Source organism: Aciditerrimonas ferrireducens, from assembly GCF_023130475.1.
Lineage (GTDB): Bacteria > Actinomycetota > Acidimicrobiia > Acidimicrobiales > UBA8190 > Aciditerrimonas > Aciditerrimonas ferrireducens.
Genome location: NZ_JAKHEX010000005.1, coordinates 61,651 through 78,243 on the forward strand (window position 1 = coordinate 61,651; position 16,593 = coordinate 78,243).

Annotated in this window: 13 protein-coding genes; 10 read left to right on the plus strand and 3 right to left on the minus strand. The window is 74.8% G+C overall.

Translation table 11 applies throughout. The features are described from left to right. The first annotated feature begins 95 nt into the window (after nt 1-95). The 3 genes from Acit_RS05005 to Acit_RS13510 all read left to right on the plus strand — a co-directional run bounded on the left by Acit_RS05005 (nt 96) and on the right by Acit_RS13510 (nt 3,890). Nucleotides 96-248, plus strand: coding sequence for a hypothetical protein (locus tag Acit_RS05005; protein WP_248106397.1), 153 nt, complete (start codon nt 96-98; stop codon nt 246-248). A gap of 41 nt (nt 249-289) precedes the next feature. Beyond that, nucleotides 290-997: a metal-dependent transcriptional regulator gene (locus Acit_RS05010; protein ID WP_248106400.1), complete on the plus strand. Its 708-nt coding sequence runs from the start codon at nt 290-292 to the stop codon at nt 995-997. A gap of 334 nt (nt 998-1,331) precedes the next feature. After that, the gene (locus Acit_RS13510; protein ID WP_248106403.1) at nt 1,332-3,890 is read left to right on the plus strand and encodes a putative bifunctional diguanylate cyclase/phosphodiesterase; all 2,559 of its coding nucleotides are present in this window, start codon (nt 1,332-1,334) and stop codon (nt 3,888-3,890) included. 69 nt (nt 3,891-3,959) lie between these two features. On the opposite strand, the gene leuD is transcribed toward Acit_RS13510, so the two are convergent. From leuD to Acit_RS05030, 3 genes are read right to left on the minus strand one after another with little or no spacing between them, the layout of a single operon-like run. Further along, nucleotides 3,960-4,565, minus strand: a complete 606-nt coding sequence (gene leuD, locus Acit_RS05020) for a 3-isopropylmalate dehydratase small subunit (protein WP_248106406.1) — start codon at nt 4,563-4,565, stop codon at nt 3,960-3,962. Beyond that, nucleotides 4,565-5,995 (minus strand): 3-isopropylmalate dehydratase large subunit, encoded by a 1,431-nt coding sequence (leuC, locus tag Acit_RS05025; RefSeq protein WP_248106410.1) that lies wholly within the window; start codon nt 5,993-5,995, stop codon nt 4,565-4,567. The genes leuD and leuC overlap by 1 nt, the downstream gene beginning before the upstream one ends. 41 nt (nt 5,996-6,036) lie before the next feature. After that, the gene (locus Acit_RS05030; RefSeq protein ID WP_248106412.1) at nt 6,037-6,465 is read right to left on the minus strand and encodes a GreA/GreB family elongation factor; all 429 of its coding nucleotides are present in this window, start codon (nt 6,463-6,465) and stop codon (nt 6,037-6,039) included. A 428-nt stretch (nt 6,466-6,893) separates the two neighbouring features. Here Acit_RS05030 and Acit_RS05035 point away from each other — a divergent pair, with 428 nt between their 5' ends. The 7 genes from Acit_RS05035 to Acit_RS05065 are packed head-to-tail and all read left to right on the plus strand — an operon-like array spanning nt 6,894 to nt 16,536. After that, nucleotides 6,894-7,931, plus strand: a complete 1,038-nt coding sequence (locus Acit_RS05035) for a 3-isopropylmalate dehydrogenase (protein ID WP_248106414.1) — start codon at nt 6,894-6,896, stop codon at nt 7,929-7,931. Nucleotides 7,932-7,934: 3 nt separating this feature from the next. Beyond that, the gene (locus Acit_RS05040) at nt 7,935-8,870 is read left to right on the plus strand and encodes a branched-chain amino acid transaminase (RefSeq protein WP_248106417.1); all 936 of its coding nucleotides are present in this window, start codon (nt 7,935-7,937) and stop codon (nt 8,868-8,870) included. Further along, nucleotides 8,854-10,614, plus strand: coding sequence for a citramalate synthase (cimA, locus tag Acit_RS05045; RefSeq protein WP_248106420.1), 1,761 nt, complete (start codon nt 8,854-8,856; stop codon nt 10,612-10,614). Before Acit_RS05040 ends, cimA begins: the two co-directional genes overlap by 17 nt. After that, the gene (locus tag Acit_RS05050; RefSeq protein ID WP_248106423.1) at nt 10,611-11,144 is read left to right on the plus strand and encodes a hypothetical protein; all 534 of its coding nucleotides are present in this window, start codon (nt 10,611-10,613) and stop codon (nt 11,142-11,144) included. The genes cimA and Acit_RS05050 overlap by 4 nt, the downstream gene beginning before the upstream one ends. A 55-nt stretch (nt 11,145-11,199) precedes the next feature. Beyond that, nucleotides 11,200-12,363, plus strand: coding sequence for an acyl-CoA dehydrogenase family protein (locus Acit_RS05055; RefSeq protein WP_248106425.1), 1,164 nt, complete (start codon nt 11,200-11,202; stop codon nt 12,361-12,363). Between the two features lie 11 nt (nt 12,364-12,374). Then, a complete protein-coding gene (locus tag Acit_RS13515; RefSeq protein WP_248106427.1) occupies nt 12,375-14,477 on the plus strand; it encodes an ATP-binding protein in 2,103 nt (700 codons plus the stop codon). Then, nucleotides 14,464-16,536 carry a sensor histidine kinase gene (locus Acit_RS05065; RefSeq protein WP_248106429.1) on the plus strand — a complete coding sequence of 691 codons (2,073 nt, stop codon included), beginning with the start codon at nt 14,464-14,466 and terminating at the stop codon, nt 16,534-16,536. The genes Acit_RS13515 and Acit_RS05065 overlap by 14 nt, the downstream gene beginning before the upstream one ends. Nucleotides 16,537-16,593 lie beyond the last annotated feature (57 nt).

Genomic DNA, 16,593 nt, shown 5'->3' on the forward strand with positions numbered 1-16,593 from the left:
CCTGGGTAGTCTAGGGACGCCCCCACCGGCCCCGCCGGCCAGGTGGTGGCCAGCGACCAGCGTTCGAGCAGCCAACGCCACGGAGGGAGCGAGGGATGGCCGTCGTCGAGCCGAAGCCGAGCCGACGGGAGCAGACGAAGATGGCCCTCGGGATGGCCGCCGGCGGCCTGATCGGGGCCGTCCTGGTGGGCATCGTGGCGCCCATCGTCCTGGCCATGCTGGTCGGGGCCATCTGGGGCGGCCACTGAGCCGACCTGGGGACCAGCGACGCCCGGCGTACACTGCGGCCGTGGCTGAGGGGTACCACCCACCGGTCGAGGAGTACCTCGAGGCGATCAGCGAGCTGGCCGACGAGGGGACCCCGGTCATCCAGGCCCGGATCGCCGAGCGCTTGGGCCGCTCGGCCCCCTCGGTCTCCGAGATGCTCGAGCGCCTGGCCGAGGACGGCTACGTCCGGCGGCAGGGCCGGGTCATCGAGCTGACCCCCGCCGGGCGGCAGCTGGCCGACAGCGTGGTCCGCAAGCACCGGCTGGCCGAGCGGCTGCTCGTCGACGTCATCGGCCTGCCCTGGCACCTGGCCCACGAGGAGGCCGGGCGCTGGGAGCACGTCATCAGCGACCAGGTCGAGGCCCGGCTGGTGGAGCTCCTCGGGAACCCTTCGACCTGCCCGCACGGCAACCCCATCCCCGGGGCCCCGGCCCCCGAGGAGCCCCAGGTGCCCCTCAGCGCGGTGGTCCCCGGGGAGCGGGTCCGGCTGGCCCGCATCACCGAGGCGGTCGAGCTGGACCTCGCGATCCTGCGGTACCTCGACGAGCACGGCCTGGTCCCCGGGCGGGACCTCGAGGTGCTGGAGCGAGGGCCCGACGGGACGACCACCGTGGCCCACGAGGGCGGCTCGGCCGCCCTCGGCCCGGGCCTCTGCTGTCAGCTCTACGTCTCCCGACCGGCCTTGGACGGTGCCGGCCGGCCGCTCGGCGTGGTTGGTTCGGCTCGCTGAGGCCCGACCGCCTCGGTCGTCGCAGCGCGCCTGGCTGACCGGATGTCGGCGAGGGGCACCGGGGGCCAGACGTCCGGGCTGCCCATCGGCCAGCGCCCGGCGAGCCAGCGGGCGGCGCGGGCCCCCACCAGGACCAGGCCGCTGACCAGGGCGAGCCGGCCGAGTCGCCGGGCCGGTGTGCCGCTGGCGGGCGGGGCGGCTCCAGAGCTGCCGGCGGCGAGTCGGCGGGTCGGCACGAGCCGGGAGCCTAGCGGGCCGAGCCGAAGGGCCCGTGGGCAGCTGTTGTGACCCGGCGGCCTTCAGTCGGGGAGGGGGCCGGTCGACACCTTTTCGCGTGAGGGTCCGTCGCACCGATCCGGGGGTTCGGACCGGGCGGGCGGACCGGCGCGGCGCCGGGCACCCCGCTCGGCTGGGCCGGGCCCTGCGGCACGTCGCCGGGCTCTCCTGGGTGCTCCTTGTGATCGGGTTGCTCGTGGCCGCCGTGGCCGGCTCCGAGTGGGCCGGGACGGTCCAGAGCCAAGAGCAGCGGGCCACCGACGTCCAGGCCGGGGCGATCGAGAACCGGCTGGCCGAAGCCCTCGGAGCGTCGGCTGACCTGGCCCACGCCGTCGGGGCGCTGCTCAGCGTCGACCCCCAGCTGACCAACGGCCAGTTCGACCGCTGGTTCCAGAGCGAGGGCACGGCGGCGGAGCGGACCGACGTGGTGGCTCTGGCCTACACCCAGGCGGTACCGGCCGGCCAGCTGGCCGGCTTCGCCGCCCGGGACGTGGCCGACCCCCCCTTCGGTCTTCACGTCGGGACCTTCGCCCTCACGCCCCCCGGGGCCCGGTCCCGCTACTGCCTGCTCTCACTCGGGCTCCTCCACCTGCCTCCCTTACCGGCCAGCCGGAGCGCGGCGGTGAGCCAGGCCCTCGGGGCGTTCATGGGGTTCATCGACCCGGGCAACGACCAGTGCGACGGGCCGGCCGCCCCGCTGCTGGCCGCGGCCGCCTCGAGCGGCCACGCCGTCACCGGGCCCCTCAGCCAGCTCCTCGGCATCCTCGGTGCCGAGCAGCAGGCAGCCAGCAAGGCCATCGGGCAGCTCTTCGGCGGCCTGGCCCCCTTCTTCGAGCTCCGGGCGGTCTACGACACCGCCACGCCGCCGGCCACCGTGGCCGCCCGCCAGGCCGAGGTGCGCGGCTGGGTCATCACCGTGCTCGACGCCCGGGAGCTCCTCCAGCCCGTCGTGGCCAGCCAGTCCGGGGTGGCGGTCGACCTGAGCTCCCAGCCTGAGAGCGGCCCGCCGGTCCTCCTCGAGCGGGCCGGCCGGCCCCGACCGGGGTCCATGGAGCGGACCCTGGCCTTCGACGCCGGGGGTCGCTGGCTCGCCGAGGTCTGGGTGCCGGCCTCGGAGGACCTGACTCCCACCGAGCAGGGGGTGGCCGTCGGCGGGGGCATCGCCCTGTTCGTCCTCCTCCTCGTCTTCTCCATCCGGGTCCTGGCCCTGGCCCGCGCCCAGGCCCTGGCCCTGGCCGAACGGGCCACCGGGGCGCTCCAGCACCAGGCCCGCCACGACAGCCTGACCGGCCTGGCGAACCGGTCCGAGGTCCTCGCCACCGTGGACAGCCTGCTGGCCGCCGGCCGGGACGCCGGGGGAGCCGACGGGTCCCTGGCCCTCGTGGTCTGCGACCTGGACGGCTTCAAGGACCTGAACGACGCCTACGGGCACCACGTCGGCGACCAGTTGCTCCGGGAGGCCGGGGACCGCCTCCTCGAGGTGGCCGGCCCTGCTGCCCTGGTCGGCCGCATCGGGGGCGACGAGTTCGCCCTGGTCGTCGAAGGCGAAGAGCTGCCCGACCCCGGCCAGCTGGCGGCGGCGGTCCAGGCCGCCTTGGCCCTCCCCTTCCGGCTGCCCGACGTGCCCGGCCCCGTTCGGGTCAGCGCCTCGGTCGGGGTGGCCACCGGCCTGTGGGCCTCGGCCCGGGACCTCCTGCGGGACGCCGACATCGCCCTGGCCGAGGCCAAGGCCGAAGGGCCGGCCCGGGCGGTGGTCTTCCGCCCCGAGATGCGCGCCGCCGTGGTCCGGCGCTTCGACCTGGAGAGCGAGCTGCGCCAGGCCCTGCGGCACGGCCAGTTCTTCTTGGTCTACCAGCCGACCTTCGACCTCGAGGGCCTCGGGGTGACCGGGGTGGAGGCCCTGCTGCGCTGGCGGCACCCCACTCGGGGCATCGTCCCCCCGGTGGAGTTCGTGCCCACCTTGGAGCACTCCGGGCTCATCGTCGACGTGGGCCGCTGGGTGCTCCTCGAGGCCTGCCGGCAGGTGCAGCAGTGGCACGCCCAGGGGTATCCGGTGAGCGTGGCGGTGAACGTCTCGGGGCGTCAGCTCGAAGGCGACGAGATCGTCCGGGACGTCCGGGCGGCCCTGGTCCGTTCGGGCCTCGACCCCCGGGCCCTGGTGGTCGAGATCACCGAGACGGTCCTCATGCGCGATCCCCTGAGCATCGCCGCCCGGCTCCGGGACCTGAAGGCCCTCGGCATCCGGGTGGCGGTCGACGACTTCGGGACCGGCTACTCCTCGATGGCCTACCTCCAGCAGTTCCCGGTCGACATCTTGAAGATCGACCGCAGCTTCGTGACCGGCATGGTCGAGTCCCCCGAGGGCGCTGCGCTGGTCCGGGCCTTGGTCCAGCTGGGCAAGGCCCTCGGCCTGGTCACCTTGGCCGAGGGCATCGAGGACGAGCTGCAGCTCTACCGGCTCCGGGCCGAGCACTGCGACGCCGGCCAGGGCTACCTCTTTGCCCGCCCCCTGCCGCCCGACGAGGCGGTCCGCTTCATGGCCGAGCGGGCAGCCCAGCTGGCCAGCCGGGGCCCCGAGGCGTCAAGCGGCTCGGCGCCGACCGGTCCGATGGCCTGAGCACCCCCGGTCGAGCAGCTCCAGTCGAGCAGCTCCGGCGGGGGCAGCCGACGAAGGGGCTCGAGCCCCTCAGCTCGGGTTCGGGGCCACTCGAGGGAGCCAGTCGGGCAGCGAACGCTCGTAGGCCTCGATGGCCGGTTCGTGGCGGAGGGTCAGCCCGACGTCGTCCCAGCCGTGCAACAGGCGCTGCTGGGTGAACTCGTCCAAGGGGAAGCGGCCGGCCAGGCCAGCGGCGGGGGCCTCGATCGTCAAGCGGACGACGTCGATGGTGACCTCGAGGCCCGGATCCTCCTGGACGGCCCGCAGCAGGGCCCGGCCCAGCTCGGGGTCCACCTCCACCGGCACCAGGCCCTGCTTCGTGCAGTTGGTCCGGAAGATGTCGGCGAAGCGGGGGGAGACGACGGCGCGGAAGCCGTAGTCCATGAGGGCCCAGACGGCGTGCTCCCTCGACGAGCCGATGCCGAAGTTCGGCCCGGCCACCAAGATGGTGGCCCCCTGGTGCTCGGGCCGGTTCAGCACGAACCCCGGGTCGTCCCGCCACTCCGAGAACAGCCCCCGCCCGAAGCCGGTCCGCTCGACCCGCTTCAGCCAGTCCGAGGGGATGATCTGGTCGGTGTCGACGTCGGAGCGGTCCAGGGGCACCGCCCGGCCGCTCACCACGGTCACCGGTTCCATCAGAGGTCCTCCGGGGCAGCGAAGTGGCCGGCGACCGCCGTGGCTGCCGCCACCGCCGGCGAGACCAGGTGGGTCCGCCCCCCGCGGCCCTGGCGGCCCTCGAAGTTCCGGTTCGAGGTCGAAGCGCAGCGTTCGCCGGGCTGGAGCTTGTCGGGGTTCATGGCCAGGCACATCGAGCAGCCGGGCTCCCGCCACTCGAACCCGGCGGCCTTAAAGACCCGGTCGAGGCCCTCGGCCTCGGCCTGCTGGCGCACCCGCCGGGAGCCGGGGACGACCAGGGCCCGCAGGCCCGGCCGGACCCGCCGACCCTCGAGGACGGCGGCCGCGGCCCGCAGGTCCTCGATGCGGCTGTTCGTGCAGGAGCCGATGAAGACCGTGTCCACCGGGACCTCCCGGATGGGGGTGCCCGGCTGGAGGCCCATGTAGGCCAGGGCCCGGGCGACGGCCTCGCGGGCGGCCGGGTCGGCGAACTGGTCGGGGCTCGGCACCGACCCGTCGATGGGCGCCACCTGGGCCGGGTTCGTGCCCCAGGTCACGTGCGGCCGCAAGGTGGCGGCGTCGAGCCGGACGGTGGTGTCGAACACCGCCCCTTCGTCGGTCGGCAGGGTCCGCCAGTCGTCCAGGGCCCGCTCGAAGGCAGCGCCCTTCGGGGCGTGGGGCCGGCCCTCGAGGTAGGCGAAGGTGACGTCGTCGGGGGCCACCATGCCGGCCCGGGCCCCGGCCTCGATGGACATGTTGCAGATCGTCATCCGGCCCTCCATGGAGAGGGACCGGATGGCGCTCCCCCGGTACTCGATCACGTGCCCGGCGCCGCCGCCGGTGCCGATCCGGCCGATGACCGCCAGCACGATGTCCTTGGCGCTCACCCCTAGGGGCAGCTCGCCCTCGACCTCGACGGCCATGGCGGCGGGGCGGCGCTGGGGCAGGGTCTGGGTGGCCAGGACGTGCTCGACCTCCGACGTGCCGATCCCGAACGCCAAGGCGCCGAGGGCGCCGTGGGTCGAGGTGTGGCTGTCGCCGCAGACGATGGTCATCCCCGGCAACGAGAGGCCCAGCTCGGGCCCGATGACGTGGACGATGCCCTGGTTCGGATGGCCCATGGGGAAGCAGGCGATGCCGAACTCGGCGCAGTTCTTGCTCAGGACCTCGAGCTGCCGAGCCGAGATCGGGTCGGCGACCGGCTGGTCGATGTCGGTGGTCGGCACGTTGTGGTCGGCGGTGGCCACCGTCAGCTCCGGATGGCGGACCCGCCGACCGGCGAGGCGCAGCCCGTCGAAGGCCTGCGGCGACGTGACCTCGTGGACCAAGTGCAGGTCGATGAACAGCAGGTCCGGTTCCCCCGGGGCGCGGTGAACGACGTGGCGCTCCCAGACCTTCTCGAACAGGGTCCGGGGGGTGCCCCGGTCGTCCCCGACTGGCCCGGTGCTCACTGGTCCGGTGCTCACGGGTCCAGTGCTCACTGGCCCGGTACTCACTGGCCCACCGCCACGATCTCGACCCGGAGGGTCCCGCCGGGCGCCTCGTACTCGACGGTCTCCCCGGGGCCCCGGCCGAGGAGGGCCTGGCCGAGGGGCGAAGCCGGGGAGACGACGCTCACGCCCTCGGTCTGCTCCTCGATGGAGCCCACCAGGTACCGCTCGACCTCGTCGTCGCCCTCGTAGCGGATCGAGACGACCGTGCCCGGGGCGACCTTGTCGGAGGTCCCCAGGTCGTCGACCACCTCGCAGTTCGCCAGGGTCGCCTCGATCTGGCGGATCCGGGCCTCCATCTTGCCCTGCTGGTCCTTCGCCGCGATGGCCCGGGCGATCTCCACCCGCCCCCGGGTCCGCAGGTCCTCGAGCTCGGCCTGGAGCCGCTCGTAGGTGCTGCGCGTGAGGGGGGTCTTCTGGCCGTCCGTCACAGACCGACAGGCTAGCTGGCCCTCGCCGCGGCTCGTCTCTGCCGAAGGGGCCGGAGGTTTGACCGTGGGGCCCCGGTGGACGAACATAAGAGGAATGGTCCAGCGCGCGACCGCTCTGCTTGGCGCGACGTGTCTTAGCGCGCGCCCCGGTGCCGGTGCGCAGCGCAGGTCGTGCCACACCGCTCGGGGGGGCTCCGCCGACCCCGGTCCGTCCGGACCGAGCCAGGTCGGTCGCGGGCGGGTCGGCGTACGAATTCGCCCGGCGCGTCCCTGAGCAGGGGCGCGCCGAGACGAGCGCCGGCCCGGTGCCGGCAGCCGGTCCGAGTCGGGCCCCGCGAGCGACCCGACGGCGATGGGACCGGGGCCCGCTTTCGAAGAGGGTCCAGCGGGCCGATGACGAAACGGAGCGGACGGGAGCAGGAGCAGGCATGAGCAGCGCAGGCAAGGCGCATCGGGTGGCGGTGATCGGCGGGGACGGCATCGGCCCCGAGGTCGTGGCCGAGGCCTTGAAGGTGGTCCGGGCCACCGGGGTGGCCCTCGAGACCATCGAGGTGCCCCTCGGCGCGGCCCACTACCTGGCCACCGGCGAGGTCCTCGAGGACGACACCCTGAGGACCCTCCAGGGGGTCGACGCCATCCTGCTCGGGGCCATCGGGCCGCCCCTGGGCTCCACCGAGGTCCCCTCGGGCCTCCTGGAGCGGGGCCTGCTGCTGCGCCTACGCTTCGCCCTCGACCTCTACGTGAACCTCCGGCCGTTCACCGGGGTCCCCGGGGCCATCGGGGCCGGGGCCGACTTCGTGGTCGTCCGGGAGAACACCGAGGGTCCCTACGCCGGCGAAGGCGGGTCGCTGCGCCGGGGCACTCCCCACGAGGTGGCCACCCAGGGGTCCGTGAACACCCGCATGGGGGTCGAGCGCTGTGTCCGCTACGCCTTCGACCTGGCCCGGCGCCGGCCCCGACGGCAGCTGACCCTGGTGCACAAGACCAACGTCCTGACCTTCGCCGGGGACCTCTGGTACCGGACGGTGAGCGAGGTGGCCGGCGACTACCCCGAGGTGACCTGGGACTACCTCCACGTCGACGCCTGCTGCATCCACCTCGTCGAGCGCCCCGAGCGGTTCGACGTGGTGGTGACCGACAACCTCTTCGGGGACATCCTGACGGACCTGGCTGGCGCGGTGGCCGGGGGCATCGGCTTCGCGGCCTCCGCCAACCTGAACCCGGCCCGGACCGGCCCCTCGATGTTCGAGCCGGTCCACGGCGCCGCCCACGACATCGTCGGCACGGGCAGGGCCAATCCGCTCGCGGCCATCCGCTCGGCGGCCATGATGCTCGAGCACCTCGGGGAGCAGGACGCCGCGGCGCGCATCGAGAAGGCCCTGGCCGACTACGTCGCCGACCACCAGCTCGGTACCCCGTTCCCGTCGACCACCGAGGTGGGCGACGCCATCGCAGAGAGGGTCTGAACCGTGCCCATCACCCCGACGAAGCAGGTCTGGATGGACGGGGAGCTGGTCCCCTGGGCCGAGGCCACCGTCCACGTCCTCACCCACTCCCTCCACTACGGCACCGGGGTCTTCGAGGGCATCCGGGCCTACCCGACCCCCCAGGGGGTGGCCGTCTTCCGGCTCAAGGAGCACATGGAGCGGCTGCTGGCCTCGGCCCGGATCCTCATGATGGAGGTGCCCTACGGCCGCGACGAGCTGGTCGCCGCGGCGAAGGAGGTGGTCCGGGTGAACGGCCTGGACGAGGGCTGCTACCTGCGGCCCCTGGTGTTCCTGGGCGACGGCGAGATGGGCCTGAACCCCCTGCCCTGCCGGGTCCGGGTGGCCATCGCTGCCTGGCCCTGGGGCACCTACCTCGGCGAGGAGGGCCTCGCCCGGGGGGTCCGGCTGAAGGTCTCCTCCTGGCGCCGCCACGACCCCAACGCCATGCCCACCGCAGCCAAGGGCACCGGCATGTACCTGAACTCGGCCCTGGCCAAGATCGAGGCCCTGAAGGCCGGCTACGACGAGGCCCTGCTCCTGGCCCCCGACGGCCGGGTCTCGGAGTGCACCGGGGAGAACGTCTTCGTGGTCCGGGACGGTCGGCTCCTCAGCCCGCCCACCTCGGCGGCCGGGGCCCTGCCGGGCATCACCCAGGACGCCGTCGAGACCCTGGCGCGGGACCTGGGCATCGAGGTGGTCCACCAGGACCTCGTCCGGACCGACCTCTACCTGGCCGACGAGGCCTTCCTGACAGGCACGGCGGCCGAGCTGGTGCCCATCCGGGAGGTCGACGACCGGCTGGTCGGCGACGGCCGTCCCGGCCCGATCACCACCGAGCTGCAGCGGACCTACTTCGCAACGGTGCGCGGCGAGCTCGACCGGTACAAGGACTGGTTGGACCATGTCCAGCAGGCCTGAGACCCCCCGCTCGGCCCACCGCCACGCCCCCGGGGCCCACCCGGTCCTCCCCGGTCTGCCGGAGGCGGTCGAGGTCTTCGACACCACCTTGCGGGACGGCTCGCAGCAAGAGGGCCTCTCGCTCAGCGTCGACGACAAGCTCCGGGTCGCCGAGCAGCTCGACCACCTCGGGGTCAGCTACATCGAGGGGGGCTGGCCCGGGGCCAACCCGAAGGACGAGGAGTTCTTCGCCCGGGCCCAGAAGGAGCTGCGGCTGTCGCACGCCACCTTGGTGGCCTTCGGCTCCACCCGCCGGGCCGGGGTCCGGGCCGAGGAGGACGAGGTCCTCCGGCACCTGGTGGCAGCGGGGACCGAGGCGGTCTGCATCGTCGCCAAGGCCTCCCTGCTCCACGTCACCGAAGCCCTGCGGACCACCCCCGAAGAGGCCCTGGCCATGGTGGAGAGCTCGGTGGCCTTCCTTCGCCGCCAGGGGCTTCGGGTCTTCCTCGACGCCGAGCACTTCTTCGACGGCTACCGGCAGGACCCGGCGTTCTCCCGGCAGGTCCTCGAAGTGGCCGCCCAGGCCGGGGCGGAGACCCTCGTGCTCTGCGACACCAACGGCGGCTCCCTGCCCCACGAAGTCGAGCAGGCCGTCGCCGAGGTGGTGGCCGAGTTCGACCGCCGGATCGGGGTGCACTGCCACAACGACACGGGTTGCGCGGTGGCCAACAGCCTGGCCGCGGTCCGTGCCGGGGCCACCCACGTCCAGGGCTGCGTGAACGGCTACGGCGAACGGGCCGGCAACGCGGACCTGGCGGTGGCCATCCCGAACCTCTCCTTGAAGCTCGGCATCCGGACCATCCCGGCCGAGCGCCTCGAGCGCCTGACCCCCGTGGCGCACCACATCGCCGAGATCGTCAACGTCCCCCCGAACCCCCAGCAGCCCTACGTCGGCCACGCCGCCTTCGCCCACAAGGCCGGGCTGCACACCTCGGCCATCGCCCGTCGCCGGGACGCCTACGAGCACATCTCTCCCGACGCCGTGGGCAACGGCACCCGCTTCGTGGTCTCGGAACTGGCCGGGCGCTCCACCGTGGCCCTGAAGGCTGCGGAGCTCGGCCTGGACCTCAGCTCCGAGGAGGTCGGGCGGGCCCTGGAGCTGCTGAAGGACCTGGAGCACCAGGGCTACCACTTCGAAGTGGCCGACGCCTCCTTGGAGCTCCTCCTGCGCCAGGTCGGGGGCTGGCGACCCCGGTACTTCGAACTCGAGTCCTACCGGGTCATCGCCGACCACGGGGGCAACGGCCATCGGGCCGCGGCCGACGGCCGGCCCGTGCTCACCGAAGCGACGGTGAAGCTCACCGTCGGCGGGGAGCGCCGGATCGCCACCGCCGAGGGCAACGGCCCGGTCCACGCCCTCGACGGCGCGCTCCGCCGGGCCATCGAGCCGTTCTACCCGGCGCTCCGCCAGGTCCACCTGACCGACTTCCGGGTCCGGGTGCTCGGCGGGGGGGCGGGCACCGCGGCGGTGACCCGGGTGCTGGTCGACACCGCCGACCCCGAGGCCACCTGGACCACCATCGGGGTCTCGGAGAACATCATCGAGGCCTCCTGGCAGGCCCTAGTGGACGCCGTGGTCTACGGTCTGCTCCGTGCCGGGGTGGCACCGGCCACCGGCCCCGATGTCCTGCCGACGGGCACGGCGACGCCGACGGCCGAGACGGCAGCGGCAGGAGCGACAGCAGAGGAGGTGCGGGTCCCATGAGCCAGCCGAGCTTCGCCCCCATCCTGGTCCAGGACCGGGCGCGGCCGGCCGAGCACCTCCACACCCCGAGGCCCTGGTGGGGTCAGCGACCCGGGGACCGGCGGGGGCGGCCCCGCCTGCCCCGGCACCAGCGCGGCGTCCCCGGCCCCGACCAGGGCTACGCCCTGCTGCTGGCCGAGCGGGTGCTCGAGGGTCGCCTGGCCCTCCAGCCCGGGGAGGACCACCACGACGTCCTCGCGGCCCTGGCCGAGCTGGCCTGTGCCAGGGCGGCCCGGTTCGGCCGGGCCCCGGTGGCCGGGGACCTCGAGTGGGCCGCCACCCTGCTCGGCTACCGGGGCGCGGCTCCCGCCGACCTCGTGGCCTGGCGTCGACGCCTGGTCCAGGGGGCGGGCCACGAGGACCGGCGCCGGCGCCGGCTCGTGGACGCCGTGCTGCCGGCCACCCTTCGCCTTCGTGCCGAGGAGGTCCAGGGGCGCCTGGCCGACTGGCCGGCCCTGCTGCGCCCTGGGGCGCGGCCCGGCACGGCCTGAGCCCCCGCGGTTCCCCGGACTCGTCCGCCGGCCCGGGCGGTGCGAGACTCGGAGCATGGACACCGCAACGCACACCCCTCCGTTCGTCCTGACCGAGGAGCACGAGCAGTTCCGGGCCGCCCTCCGCCAGATGGCCGAGGAGCGCATCGCCCCCTACGCGGCAGCCGTGGACCGCGAGGAGCGCTACCCGAGCGAGGGGTTCGCGGCGTGCCGCGAGATGGAGTTGCCTGCCCTCGGCATCCCCACCGCCTACGGCGGCGCCGGGGCCGACATGGTCACCCAGGCCATCATGGCCGAGGAGCTCGCCCGGGTGTGCGCCTCGACCAGCGTCACCATGCTGATCTCCAAGCTGGGGATGCTGCCGGTCATGAACTTCGGCAGCGAGGACCTGAAGCGCCGCTACCTGCCCCGGGTCGCCTCGGGGGAGGCCCAGGCCAGCTACTGCCTCTCGGAGGCCGACGCCGGCAGCGACGTGGCCGCCATGCGCTGCCGGGCGGTGCGCGACGGCGACCACTACGTCCTGACCGGCACGAAGTACTGGATCACCAACGCCGGGGTCTCCGACACCTACACGGTCTTCGCCAAGACCGACCCCGAGGCCGGCCACCGAGGGATCAGCTGCTTCCTCGTGGAGGCCGACTGGGGGGTGAAGGTGGCCAAGCTCGAGCACAAGATGGGCCTCCGGGGCAGTCCGACGGGCGAGGTGGTCTTCGACGAGGTCCGGGTGCCGGTGGCCAACCGCATCGGCGAGGAGGGCCAGGGCTTCGCCATCGCCATGCACACCCTGGACCGCAGCCGCCCCACCATCGGCGCCCAGGCGGTCGGCATCGGCCAGGGAGCCCTGGACCACGCCGTGGCCTACATGCGCGAACGCCGGGCCTTCGGCGCCCCCATCGCCGACCTCCAGGGGCTGCGGTTCATGGTGGCCGACATGGCCATGCGGCTCGAAGCCGCCCGCACCCTCGTCTACCGGGCCTGCAGCGTCATCGACCAGGGCGACCCCCGGGGGGAGCTGTCGATGCTCGGGGCCATGGCCAAGGCCTTCGCCTCGGACACGGCCATGGCCGTGGCCACCGACGCCGTCCAGCTCCTCGGCGGCTACGGCTACACCACCGACTTCCCGGTCGAACGGGCCATGCGGGACGCCAAGATCACCCAGATCTACGAGGGCACGAACCAGATCCAGCGGGTGGTCATCGCCCGGCACGTCCTGGGCTGAGCGCCCCGAGCGTGCCGGCAGGGAGGGGGTCGACCACGAGCACCGGGCCAGGGAACGAGGGCGAGGGGTCTGGAGTTCCCGAGGCCCTGCTCGGGGTGGCCGACCACTGGCTCTGGGTCGGTCCCCGGGGCGCCTGGCGCGCCGATCCCGCCTTGACCCGCTGGCTGCGCGACGAGGGCCTGGCGGCCAGCGGCGGGCCCCTTCGGGCCCTGGCGGCTGCCACGGTGGCGTCGGCGGACCCCTTGCGGCGGTTGCCCGAGCTGCGGGCCGGCAGCACGCTCGGCCCCTGCGCGTCGACCCTCCGGGTGCCGACCACCGGGACCGTCCATGCGTGGTCCTGGCAGGCCCTGCGGGAGGCCACCGGCGGCACCTGGTTCGTCGTCCAGGACCTCGGTCCCCTGCGCCCGACGGCAGCAGCTGGCGCCGCCGACTCGGCCGAGGAGCCTGGCTCGGCCGCGCTGGAGCACCTCGACACCCTGCTTCGCCTGCTGCCCGACGTCGTGGCCCTCGTCGGGCCCGACGGCCAGCTCCGGCTCATCTCCGACGCCGCCTACGACTGGATGGGCCTCTCCCGGGCAACCCCCTTGCAGGCCTTCCGGGACAGCGTGGACCTCGACGAGCAGCGCCAGCTGGCCGAGTGGTACCAGCGGCTGATGGCCGGGGAGGACCCCGGCCCCTGCCGCTACCGGTCCCGGGACCGTCAAGGGGCCCGGCTGGTCCTCGAGATGCGGGGCCGCCGCCTCCCCGAGCCCGAGGACGGGGCGGTGCTCGTCATCCGGGACGTCACCGGCCCGCTCACCGTGGAGGCCGAACTGCGGGCCGCCCTCGCCGAGGCCCGGCGGACCGCCGCCGCCCAGGGGGAGCTCCTCGAGCGGGTCGCCGAGGAGCTCGGCCCGCCCCTCGGACGGGTCCTCCAGGAGGCCGAGGCGCTCGCTGCGGGACCGGTCCCCCCGGGGCAGGCCGACAGCGTCGGCTACGTCCTCCGAGCCGCCCGCCACCTCCAGGACCTGCTGGGCGAGCTGGAGGAGGTCGCCCGGGCCGAGCGCCAGACTATGGAGGTCCGCCTGGCGCCGGTCGCCCTGCGGGCCGTGGTCGAGGACGCCATCCAGCTCACCTGGCCAGCTGCCGCCCAGGCCGGCGTGGTCCTCGAGAGCCCCGGCTGGGACGTCGACGAGGAGCCCTGGGTGCGGGCCGACCGCCAGCGCCTCCTCCAGGTGCTCTTGAACCTGTTGGCCAATGCCGTGAAGTACAACCGGCCCGGGGGACGGGTCACGGTCGACGTCGAGGCCGACCCCCGCCGGGTCCGGGTCGCGGTCTCGGACACCGGGCTCGGCATCGCCCCCGAGGACCTGCCACGGCTGTTCGACCCCTTCGAGCGCCTGGGGGCCGAGCACCGTGGGGTGCCGGGCACCGGCGTCGGGCTGACCGTCAGCCGCCACCTGGCCGAGGTCATGGGCGGGGGCATCACGGTCCGCTCCGAGCTCGGGGTCGGCAGCACCTTCACCTTGGACCTCGTCCGGACCGAGCCCGTCGACCCCGCGACCCGGGACCGAAGCGGCAGACGGCGGGACCGAGCAGCGTCGGGCAGGCCAGCGGCCGACGGCCCCCCGGAGCGGGGGATCGCGGCGCGGGGCCCCTCGGAGGAGCCTCGGGCGATCCGCCTCCCGGGGCAGGCCCAGCCCGTCGCCGACGAACCGATCGGCGCCGGTCCGCGCCGGGTGCTGCGCATCCTGCACGTCGAGGACGACCTGGCCAGTGCCGAGCTCGTCCGGCGGGTCCTGGAACGCCACCCCGGACTGGATCTCCGGCACGCCGCCTCGGGCCAGGCCGCGCTGGCCGCCGCCATCCTCGAGCGACCCGACCTCGTGCTGTTGGACCTCGGCCTGCCCGACATGCCGGGGTGGGAGGTCGCACTGCGCCTGGAGCGCCATCCGCACACCGAGGCCGTCCCGGTGGTCGTGGTGAGCGCGGACGCCGACCACGCCGCCCGGGTGGCAGCCGCCTGCCGGAACGTCGTCGACCGCCTCCCGAAGCCCCTGGTCGTCGACCAGCTGCTCGCCGTCGTGGCCTCGGTGCGACCGGGGGACGGGGGACCGACCGGTGCCCTGGGCTGAGCGACCCGGGGGCCAGGGGAGCCGGCAGCTCCCCGATCCCCGCCGGGTCCTCGTCGGCCTGCCGGGGGTCCGGTGGTGGCGGCTGGGCCCGCGAGGGGAGGTGCTGGCGAGCGGCGGCGACGTGCCGCCGGGCGCGACCGAGGCCGGGTCCCGACCGGGGCCGAGCGAGCTGGTCCACCCCGAGGACCGGGGGGCACTGGCCGACCTGCTGGCCCAGGGTCAGGGGGCCACGGCGAGGCTTCGCCTGGGCACCCCGACCGCGGGGTGGCGACCCGCCCGCTTCGGGGTCCAGCCCGGCACTGGCCCCGATGAGCAGCTCCTCGTCGCCGTCGCCCTGGCCGAGCCGGGCCCGGACGGGTCGAATGGGCCGGCGGACCCCCCGACCTCCGCCGGCGCGGTCCGCGGGGTAGGCGAGCCCGTTCGCATCCGGCGCCCCGAGGTGGCGGCGGCGATCGTGGCCGCCTGTCCGGACCTGGTGACCGTGGTGGACGGCACCGGCCGCCTCCTGCAACCCCCGACGGGGACCGGCCTGCTGGCGGCCCTCGTGCAGGGCCTCTCGACCCTCGCGGACCTCTTGGAGCGCATCCACCCCGAGGACCGGCCCCTGGTCCGCCTGGTCTACTCCCGGCTCCAGACGGGGGAAGCGGAGGAGATCGAGGTCCGCTACCGGCTGCTGGAACGGGCTGGACGCTGGCGGGTGGTGGAGTCCCGGGGGCGGGCGGAACGGGACCCCGAGGGGCGGTTGAGGGCCCTCGTGACCCTCACCCGGGACGTGACCGAGGCGGTCGAGGCCGAGACCCGCCTCCGGCAGGCCACCGCCGAGGCCGAGGCGGCCGGCGAGGCCCGCAGCGAGCTGCTCTCCCGGTTGAGCCACGAGCTGCGAACCCCCCTGAACGCGGTGCTGGGCTTCGCCCAGCTGCTGGCCCTCGAGGACCTCGAGCCCGAGCAGGCTGCCCGGGTCGAGGCCATCGGCCGGGCCGCCGCCGAGCTGGCTCGCCTGGTCGAGGACCTCTTGGACCTGGCCCGCCTGGAGACCGGCCGGGCCGATCTCCGTCCCGAAGCCCTCCCGGTCGCCGAGGTCCTCGAGCCGCTCCAGCGGGGCCTGGCCCTGACCCTCCGGCTCGACCCGGCCCTGCCGCCGGTGCGGGCCGACCGCCGCAGGCTCGTGCAGGTGCTCCACACCCTGGTCGTCGCGCTCGGCGGGAGCGAGGAGGTCCCGGTGGAGGTCTGGGCCACCCCGAGCGCCGACGGGCGGGTCCGTCTGGCCGTGGAGCGGGCCGAGGCCGAGGACGGGGCCCGCGCCGGGGCCGTCGAGCGCCGGCCCGTGGGGCCCCCGGCACCAGCTGGCCCTCCCCGGCGGTCGGTCGAGCGCGTCGAGGACCTCCCGGTGGCCCGCCTGCGCGATCCCAGCACCCGCCTCGCCCTGGCCCGCTACCTGCTCCAGCAGATGGGTGGGCGGCTCGCGATCGTGGGCGACCCCGTGGTCCGCTACGAGCTCGACCTCCCGGCCGCCAGCCCCGCCGGCGAGCGGCCCCCGACCCGAAGGGAACCCTTCGCTGCCCCGCCCGGGTCCGCCAGCCCGACCGGCACCACCGGGAGGCCCGCCGCAGAGGTGCTCGTCGTCGGCGCCGACCCGGCCCTCCTCGCCGCCCTCGAAGCCGTCGCCACCCACCGACCGTGGGTGCGGGTCCAGCGGGCCGGGACCGAGCGACGCCTCGCCGACCTCCTCGCCGCCCACCCCTCGGCCCGGCTGGTCCTCCTGGACCTGGCCGCCCTGTACGGGTCCTCCTCCGGCCAGGTGCCCGCGGCGTTTCGCGACCTCGACCGAGAGGCGCCAACCCCCGACCCGGACCGTCCCGGCGCGCCGCGGCGCGCCGCGCTCGTCGGTCTCGGGTCGGACGACGCCGTCGGCCGTCGCCTGGTCCGGGCCGGGGTGCTCGACGCGTTCTTGCGGCTGCCGCTCGACGCCCGCGCCCTCCTCGAGCTCCTCGACGGGCTCTGGGGCGACCCGGTGACGTCCCCACCAGCCCCTCGTCCCGGGACCGCACAACGATCATGACGAAGCGTGGCGAACGGGGGCGACGTGTGGTTACGATCACCCCGACCACAACGGCTG

Bases quoted from the DNA above. Each gene is read 5' to 3' on its own strand.
- Acit_RS05050 (WP_248106423.1), top strand. From the start codon at position 10,611: ATGAGCCAGCCGAGCTTCGCCCCCATCCTGGTCCAGGACCGGGCGCGG.
- leuD (WP_248106406.1), bottom strand. From the start codon at position 4,565: ATGGAACCGGTGACCGTGGTGAGCGGCCGGGCGGTGCCCCTGGACCGC.
- Acit_RS05055 (WP_248106425.1), top strand. From the start codon at position 11,200: ATGGACACCGCAACGCACACCCCTCCGTTCGTCCTGACCGAGGAGCAC.
- cimA (WP_248106420.1), top strand. From the start codon at position 8,854: ATGTCCAGCAGGCCTGAGACCCCCCGCTCGGCCCACCGCCACGCCCCC.
- Acit_RS05005 (WP_248106397.1), top strand. From the start codon at position 96: ATGGCCGTCGTCGAGCCGAAGCCGAGCCGACGGGAGCAGACGAAGATG.
- Acit_RS05035 (WP_248106414.1), top strand. From the start codon at position 6,894: ATGAGCAGCGCAGGCAAGGCGCATCGGGTGGCGGTGATCGGCGGGGAC.